Annotated in this window: 5 protein-coding genes; 1 reads left to right on the top strand and 4 read right to left on the bottom strand. The window is 52.6% G+C overall.

Annotated features, from left to right (window positions below):
* Nucleotides 1–392, top strand: a 392-nt coding sequence (locus tag ACR0KX_RS13480; RefSeq protein WP_480708511.1) for a hypothetical protein, incomplete at its 5' end; no start/stop codon positions are given.
* A gap of 147 nt (nt 393–539) precedes the next feature.
* Here the strand turns inward: ACR0KX_RS13480 and ACR0KX_RS13475 are convergent.
* The 4 genes from ACR0KX_RS13475 to ACR0KX_RS13460 form a co-directional block, all read right to left on the bottom strand.
* Nucleotides 540–1,622 carry a capsular polysaccharide export protein, LipB/KpsS family gene (locus tag ACR0KX_RS13475; protein WP_170622101.1) on the bottom strand — a complete coding sequence of 361 codons (1,083 nt, stop codon included), beginning with the start codon at nt 1,620–1,622 and terminating at the stop codon, nt 540–542.
* A complete protein-coding gene (locus ACR0KX_RS13470) occupies nt 1,622–5,431 on the bottom strand; it encodes a capsular polysaccharide export protein, LipB/KpsS family (protein ID WP_480708510.1) in 3,810 nt (1,269 codons plus the stop codon). The genes ACR0KX_RS13475 and ACR0KX_RS13470 overlap by 1 nt, the downstream gene beginning before the upstream one ends.
* A gap of 13 nt (nt 5,432–5,444) precedes the next feature.
* Nucleotides 5,445–7,334 carry a glycosyltransferase gene (locus ACR0KX_RS13465; RefSeq protein WP_170622102.1) on the bottom strand — a complete coding sequence of 630 codons (1,890 nt, stop codon included), beginning with the start codon at nt 7,332–7,334 and terminating at the stop codon, nt 5,445–5,447.
* A gap of 523 nt (nt 7,335–7,857) precedes the next feature.
* The gene (locus tag ACR0KX_RS13460; RefSeq protein WP_170622103.1) at nt 7,858–8,802 is read right to left on the bottom strand and encodes a c-type cytochrome; all 945 of its coding nucleotides are present in this window, start codon (nt 8,800–8,802) and stop codon (nt 7,858–7,860) included.
* Nucleotides 8,803–8,828: the final 26 nt, after the last annotated feature.

Genomic DNA, 8,828 nt, shown 5'->3' with positions numbered 1-8,828 from the left:
ATGAAGATGGCCGCTATGCGGAGTGGACGCTTGACGATCAAGGCGTGCGTGTGAGCGGCCAGCCGATCACCAACGTCATTGATGTCGAGGTTTTCTACGGCGTTGATCTGGATGGCAGCGGCTTTATTGGTCTCGCGCCAAAAGTTACCCAACAAAAGATGGCCCAACTTGCGCCGATTTCGGACAGTTTGTCAGATGAACCGGAATTCGATTTTGTTCCCTTGGATACGAATCATGCCGCTGAGGGCGAAGAATTGCTGGCAAATGACTTCGATCGCTCCGAGCGGTTGGGCTTGGACGGTACATCGGAGCCGGTGTCGATTGACATAGTTGATAGCGGTGGCGATCTGGGTATCGCGAACATTTTGGAAGATGACGTTTTCCTGCTCTGAAACGATTGGAGCGGTGCCGTCCTGTGGCGTCGCTCCACAATCTGAAGCAATTGCAGATTTCCGGGTTCAATCACGCAGTTGCCGGCGTTCCAGACCAATTTTTGTCTTTCGACTGAGCCGCGTCAGGGCCAGGTGGAAGTCTGAGCGCTAGGTTGAGTAGGGCTCAGATGACTTCAAAATCCTCTTTCGCCGCTGCATCTCGGATGACGCATATTCGTCATACAGGCTTTGCTGCTCCATATTGACCAGGTTTGCGGGGATATCCAGTTGGGCCAGCGCCTTGGCGATACGCAATCTGATTTCCGACACGTCATCGGCCAGAACACAGTATTTAGTGAGATACCAGGTCAGAAATTTTTTCTGAAAAGCCGGATCAATCGGCGACGGTTTTCCACAAGCTTTCAGCAAACTGTCAAGTTCGGTTACATGTGTCGTGGCCAACGCGAAATCCGATTTCGCGAAGGTGATCACATTGGCCCCTTGCAGCAAAGCCTCGAATAGGACACCGGAGTTTCCTCCAACCACGCAGGACGCCTTGTTTATCAGCCCATGGATCGAACCGTCCGTCAGATAAACGCTTTCGAACTTGCGCTGCAAGTCAGTCAGCATTCTTTCTACGGCACGGGATTTACATGAAGGGTGGCGTTTTATGACCAGAGTCTGGCCAACTTTCTCACAATAATCCGCCAACGCAAACGCGACCTGAGGCGGTTTGATGTGGTTGAGCTCGGCTACGGTATCTTCGACTGTTTGCAGCGGCATGAAGATGAATTGCCCCGGCGGGTGGGACTTGATCTTTGACTGCTTGTACTTTGATGCGTTCCTTTCAGCCTGCGATTTGGCCAGACCCGCTACAAAACGCTCTGCGTCCCTTGACGAAGTCCGCTCAATACGATCCAGGAAGTTTGACGGATGGGTCGCCAATTCCGAGAAGCCGGAATACCCGAGCCTGTCCAAAGTGTAATAAGGTGGAACGTAGCTTTCTTTGAAGCGCAGAACATTTCCCGCCCGGCCAATGGAATGGAAACTGATGACCAATTGACCTGGTTTGTAAAGGCGCGGGCTCTTGTCAGCGCCAAAGGGCAAACGCACGGGCCGCACACGAACAGAGAGATCGCTTAATGCCAACATGACCGAAGAATAGAACAAGCGGTGCCTGTCACCGTCAGACGGATTGGTAAGGTGGCCATCGGACAGTTCCAGAATGACTTCAGCGTCTGTCGGCGACATTATTTTTCCCTCAATTCACCCATGGGATACAACAAACGCCCAACTATCCGGTGCAGTTTATTGTCTTGATTGCGTGCAAACAGGACAGGGTCAGCGTCGAATTGTTCCAGCCGTTCAGGGTGACGCTTCGATTTGAGTACGGGCCGGATAATCGGCCGCCAAGCACGCAAAACTCCAAATGGACCCATAACGTTCCAATCAGGAAAGATCAGGTCAACGATGAGTTTGTCACGCTTTTTCCGCGTCCACTTCTCACGCGCGAACCTTGCAGGGTTTCGCTTGTAAATTGCCTTGGTCTGGGGCGTAAGGCGGTTTTTCCAGACCCGGCGCAAGACCGGAGACAGCAACCAAAGCCGCCAGCCAAATATACCATAGTTGACGAGAATCTTGGATCGACCTACAGCATTCTGCATTGGCTCTGCTTCGAGTTCTTGGACCGGCTTGAAGCGATCATAGGCTTTGGAGACGATCGCAATTTCGTCTTGATACAAAGCGGTTTCGGCCGGTTTGGCCTTGTCGCCGCCAAACAACGTGCCTGTCGATCGTCCAAGCCACAGCTGTGCGATGTTTGCATTCGTCTCCTGACAGGCAGATCTGATCCAGTCTTCGTTGTCAGGGGTCAGCAGCCAAGGTTTTGGCATTGGCAGGTCGCGCGACTTCCTCCAGTTGCTAAGGCCTGTCGTCGCCTCTTCGATGAAGTCCAGATATGCCTCTTTTGTTCGAAATGGTCTTGAGTTGTAGCTTCGGATTAACTCAACATGCGGGCCGGACAGTTGAACGGAATTGGTCTGAGATTTCGATGGCATGGGAAGCCTGGTCAACAGTTCCAAATCTGTCGATTGGGAAAAATCCGTAACAAGATCGTTGTCTATCAACTCGGACTTCTGGAAAAGACGAATGGTTATCTTCTCCCGCTCAATCGTGCTGGCCCAGGCGTTCAACACGTTTCGGTAGTCCAGGAAACGGGCAACCTCGGCGCTTTCCAACCAGTTGGAAATCGGGTCTTCAACTCTGCCGATTGCTCCGCCGGCCACAAACTCGCAATATTGCGCGTTGGCCCATTCGACCTGATCGCGCAGATAGACGATCATCTCAACATCATAGCCAGAGAAGTACTCTGGAATTTTATGCGCGTTCTTTTGTAAGAAATACGCTTCGCTGGAAAGGACAATGGTATGAATGCGTCCTTCCATAAGTTGAAGGCCGCGTTCAATATATTGCAGGAAAAAGCGATCGTCTGACACGATATAAGGCACAACGCCCGCGTGTCCCGCCTGTTTGTGCGGTCTCGACTCCTGCCAGAACAGACCGACTTCGGGATACCACACCCCATTACGCATCAATTCAGGTCGGTTCTGCTCTAACAGGTGTTGAATGTAGGTGCTGCCGGTTTTTGTTGAGCCGATATGAACAACAATCCGGGGCTTGTCGAAAGGTTTGCTGGCCGCTGGCTTGGCAATCGTCACGCGTTCGTTACGCGCGTAGGTATTCAAGGCGGTCTGCAGGTCCCGCTGGGGTGTGGCTGCCTGCGTTTCCTTTAATGTGACCTCGTACAACTTGTCCTGTGGTATCGGCTCTCTGTTGATCACATAGTCCAGTATGTCAGCACGTTCTGCCAAAATACTTGCGGCAATCAATGGATAAGCCGAAGCTCTCGCAAGCGATTTGTTATTATGTACAAACTCCGAGAGGACTTCGTCCGGTGAGATTTGGCAATGCTCAAGGATCTGCTTCACGCTTTTTATGAACGCGTCACGCTTACCCGGCCCTTCAGAAACGGCAAACCGATAGGCTTCACCATCGACCAATTGAGCGAGCAATTGTGACACGTTGTAGCGAAGATGTTCGCGTAGCGGGCTGCTGGCATCGCCCGCACCGGCATCGAGCAGGGTATCGAGCGTGAATTTGAAGTTCTGCAACATTAGCTCGAAGTCTCGAGCGGTACGAACGCGACGGGCCGTAGAGCCAACTCGAATTCGATACGCCGTAGAATCTATGTTGCGCAGGCTGATTTTTTCTGCGTTCACAAGGGCTTTCACAAGAAAAGCTCTCTCTTCCCACTGCGTAGTCCGGAAGTGGATATCGTTCTGCAGCAAGAATTCCCGGCGATACAGCCAGACCCAGAAATGCCTGTTATTCAGAATATTTGGCGTATCCGCGTAAGTCGTTCGATAGACGTCGTCCTCAAAGAAACGTTCGGCTCTGTCCTGCTTCTTTTCAACCAGTTCATCGCCGACAAAAATAGCCTCATAAGCCTTTCGGCCGCGCACCATGTCAAAGTCTTCGGACTTTGCGTGATCGTACAGAGCGCTCAGTGCTTTGGGGTTTGCCAGCCAGTCGTCACCATCGATGAACCAAACGTATTCACCACGCGCGGCCTTGATCGCCTTGTTGCGCGCAAAGCCCTGGCCGACGTTCTTGTCCAGAATAATCGGGCGAATCCTTGCATCATTCATCGCAAGGCGGTCGATTATCTCCTGGCTCCCGTCGGGCGTACAATCGTTTACCGGGATGATTTCTATGTCGCGTAGTGTTTGCTTTTGAACCGAAGCAATGCACTTTTCGATATAGTCTTCAACGCCGTAGACAGGGATTACGACTGAAACTTTCGGCGGTTCTTCGGCCTCGGTTTCGGCGCGTGGCAAATCAAAAGGTCTGTTTTCTTCGATGTATTGGAGAACATCTTCAATCTCGCTCGGCGCAGTGTGTCCGGGCACGTGGTAGATCGTGTACCAAACATAAAAATAGTAAAACAACTCCTCCAGCGAACGTTCCCGCTTGCGGTGGGGGATTGTCTTCCGGTCATCGGTCAGACCCCATCCCGCATAGAAAGGTGCTCCGAAACAAACGACCTCCTTGCCGGCAAACAGTGCTTCCAGCCCCATTTGGCTGGTCGCGACATAGACTTTGTCCACCATGTCAAACAAAACAAACGGGTTCACCGGCTCGCGGATTAGGCGCACACGACCAGTCGACGACAAGTGCGAGTAGTAACCGCTTCGAGTCTCTTTTTCCCATGACGTATCTGGGTGTGTCTTGACCAGAATCTCAGCGTCCGGATTTTCCTTCAACGCCGCGACCAACATCCTTTGGAAGTCATTCTTGCTGGCCTTGCCGAAAATGGTTGAGGCATCCGCGAAGGCTTGGTCACACACCAATACGCGCCGCTTATATGTCTGACTCGTCGGTGGAGCCTGCATGGGTTGCGCATTGTATTTGCTGATGCGCTGGGATGCTATTCTGTCGATCAGGCTTTTAGCACGGGCGAGTTGCTCGGCTGACAGAGATTCCTCGCTGTTCAGTTTGTGTGTCAAACGGTTTGGGAAATCCGACATATAGTAGTGCGATATGTCGTCATAGACATAACCCAAACAGGCATAACGCGGGTCGCCTTCCCGAAAGGAATGAGACCAACTGTGGGTGCTTGCAAGAAAACCTTGCTCAAAGAGAATAAGATCCGCGTCGATTGGTAAAACGTCGTACAGACCCAACAGCCCCTTGTGAGATTTCTGTTCATTCTGAAAAACTGCGCCGGACCCGAAATAGCCCCGTCCCCGATCTGCATTGGGTGCATTGAAAGGCTGGATATTGGCAAACAAGCTTTTGAGGTTGGCGCCGTAGCCGTTGTCAAGTGTTCCGTCGGCGTAGCCGAACACGGCCGGATCGTTTCGCAATGATAACACATGCTCACGAATGTCACGCCCGGCCTCATGGCTTGATTTTCGCAAGTCCAGGAATTCCGAAAATCTAACTTTCTTTTGACCAAAGCTCTGTTTCATTTTGGCGTCGCTTTTATTCTTTTTAAACATCGAAACTTTGGCGCTACGTTGTTAGTTCTGAAACTGCCACCAGAAGTTTCGTCTCGAGATTGGCGTTAGCATTTGGCAACCCGCGCTCGCGGGCCTCACAGAACATCTCTTCCCATTCCGCGAAGATCGTCTCTTCGGAATAACTAGTGTGAAAACGCGTCAAAGAGGTGTTGCCCATTGTCTCTCTGAGATCCGGATCAGACATCAAGCTTTTGAAGGCATTGGTCAGATTCTCTGTTGGGCTGTCAGCCGCACACAAAATACCATTTTCGCCAGACGCGATTTGTTCGTTGATGCCGCTGCAGTTTTGGAACCCGATCAGCGGCAGCCCATGCGCCATCGCTTCCAGGCCACAAAGTGGAAATCCTTCAAAGAAAGATGACAGAACGAATGCGTCGGCATCTTTGTAGTACGGATAAGTGTCGTGTGTCTCACCGACAAATTCGACAGACTTGGCGATTTTCAAGGCAGTCGCTTGTTTACTGAGATTTTCACGTTCCGGCCCGTCGCCAACAATTCGAAGAACCCAGTCCTGGTGACGTGGGTAGCTTCTGGCGAAGGCTTCGATGATCAGATGAACGTTCTTCCTGGGAACGAGACGTGCGACCGTCAGCAGCACCTTCTTTTTCTTTGACCTGTCCCCAGGCCGCGCGATCTGCGTTGGTTTTTTGACGGTATTTGGGATAACTCGGATCCGTTCCTGCATGAAGTTCGGCAGTGTCGAGCGGAAATCTTCGGTCAGCAAGTGAACCAGAGTGGCGCCAAAGAAAGCGGTTTGCCGTTCAAAGACAGTATTGGTTCCGATCCAACGCGGATAGCGTGGGTCAATATGCTCGGACAAAACAAGAGGCACACCCGCGCGATGCGCGCATTTCACGTAGCGCTTGAACTCTCGGTTCATATGCAGCCCCACAAGAACGTCAAACGAACGACTGGCAATGGCCAGCATCATCTGGTCATCTTCGCGCTCATTACTGTCTTCACCGAAGTAATTTAGCTCGATTGTGTCGTCCAGCGGCCATTGCGAGCGTTGTGCCTGGTCGTCAAATGTAAAGATCGTAACGTCATGACCACGTTTCGCCATGGCATTTGCCATCATCTGCCCAACGTTTTCCGTCCCGCCTTTGCCCTTGGTTATGAAGGGGACAAAAAAGCCAATGCGCATTTTCGCGATTGGGGGCGGCGATTTCAGAGATTTCCGAGGTACAGGCACCTGTTCAGGTATCGTATTCCACTTCCAGTTGACTTGAGTCAGCTGTCCTTCGAACCGTTGCTTCGCATCGAAACCTTTCGGGAAACGCCCCGCATCCCGCAGCGTTTCAAGGTCTCCATTTGCCCTGTGCAATGCGCCCTTTGGTAACGGGCCGGGGCCACGCTGAGCGATTCCGAACAGATTGTAGCCGTGGTGAATGAACCGTCCTTCGGACAGATCGAACCCGGCGTCAGCAAGGACATACATCAAGGTGCCGAGGTTCCAGCCCGAGTTGACATGCCCCCCCACGACCTGATGTTTGAATGGCGGAACGGCTATAAAGAGGTGGCCATCAGGTTTCAGCACACGCCGGATTTCACCTAGCGCGCGGCCGGTGTCAGAGACATGTTCCAGAACATGAGCACACCAAACGCAATCGAGACTGGACGTGGCGATCGATTGCATGTCGCAAATATCCAGATCGGGCAGCAGTTCAATGCCCTCCGGAAAGCCCCCTTGGTCTTCGTCCAAATAAGCTTCCATGTCCATGCCGGATGCCAGAACATCCCAACCTGCACTGAAAAAGCTGCGGGCTGCCAGACCAGATCCAGTACCGATGTCTAATATGCAACCTTTCTGAGGGAAGCTGGTGATCACTTCATCGACCAGGTCTTTTTGGCCTTGGATTGACTTGGTTACGCTGATGTTCATTCGGTTCACTGGCTTGAAAGTCCTTGCGCGAGTTCGTTCGGCGTTTGCCCTAAGCCTAAGGCTCGCCGCTCTAACGATTAAAATTGTCTAACATTTTTGAAAGTGGGTGCAACATCGTATCAACCGAGCTGCTTTGGCGAAAGAGTCAGTTTCGCGAACCAAGTGGGCATCCGCGACTGAATTCAATGCGCGCGACGTTGCTGTGTCGTGCCAAGAAGCTTACTGCTGCAGGGCACTATCCTGCGCGATCGTGGGTTACTTGCGTGTTTTGGGTTGCGTCAAGGTGCTAATAACTAAGAATAAAATTCTAGCTTCTTCGCGGGGCCTCAAAACAGAGGCCTGTTCGAAAAAGTTTAGAGAACGCTGGAGGCAAATATTCCGATGAATGCCGACGGCGGCAAAGGCTATGTGGCCAAGCGTTGGTAAGTATAAGCGGGCTGTCGCCTGACCCTGAGCCTCAGGCGACTATCCGTCAGCTAAGCTCATGTAGAAGCGTTTTCCCTGCAGGTATGCGCCTCCGGCGTCATCCTGTCGCCTGATCCCTCAAATACGCCAGAAGATTCACGATATCTTCGTCCTTTTTGAGGCCCGGAAACTGCATTTTGTTGCCCAGAACCACGCCCCTTGGGTCGCGCAGAAAGGTGGATAGGGTCTCGGATGTCCAGGTGATGCCGGACTCCTGCAAGGCCTCTGAGTATCGGAACCCGTCGACCTGTGCGGCCTGGGCGCCGATGATTCCGAACAGCGATGGGCCAACGCCGTTGCGCCCCTCTTTCACCTGATGGCAGGCGCTGCATTTACGAAATACCTTTTTACCGGCTTTGACGTCGCCGTCCAGCGCGACGGCAGCGACCTGAGGCGAGGATACGGGCGCAATGCTGGCCTGTTCGTCATCCAAATGAAAGACAAACCGCGCGGTGACGGGAACGGTGCGGGTGATGCCCGGCAGATCGGCCAGTTCCATCAGCTTGTCGATGCCCGCATTCACGCCCGCATCTTCGGTGCTGACGAATACCATGTCGCTTGTTGTCACCAGTACGGAGTTCTCCGTTAGGCGCGCGACAAACAGCTCTGCGTCAAATTCGACATCTGTTCCGACCAGCGACAGGGCGGCTTCGCTGTCCAGCGTGGTGGTTTGGCCGACTTCCAATGCGGTCAGGTTCTCCATATCGATCTTGGCGGTCAGGGTTGCGGTGCCCGCTTTGCGAAAGACGTATTCGATCATCCGTTCGTTGCGGATATCGATGTTTGTCTCGACCGAGGACAGGTCGATCTCGACCTCGACCTGCCCATCCGGGCTGACCTGACCGCTAAGCGAGGTGAAGCTGTTGACCTCGCCCACCGTGTCTTTCTTGATGCTTCCATATGCAAGATGAGAGCTTTCGGGCACCAATGTCCAACTTGCCGCAAAGGCCGGGCCTGCAACAATTGCCGACGCAAACGTGACTGCCTGTATGAGATGTTTCATTTCATTCCTCCTCGGGTTATGCCAGT

It is taken from the genome of Ruegeria sp. BG5 (genome assembly GCF_056538425.1).
The sequence above is the reverse complement of the archived record's forward strand: the minus strand, read 5'-3'. Positions and strand labels throughout refer to the sequence as shown.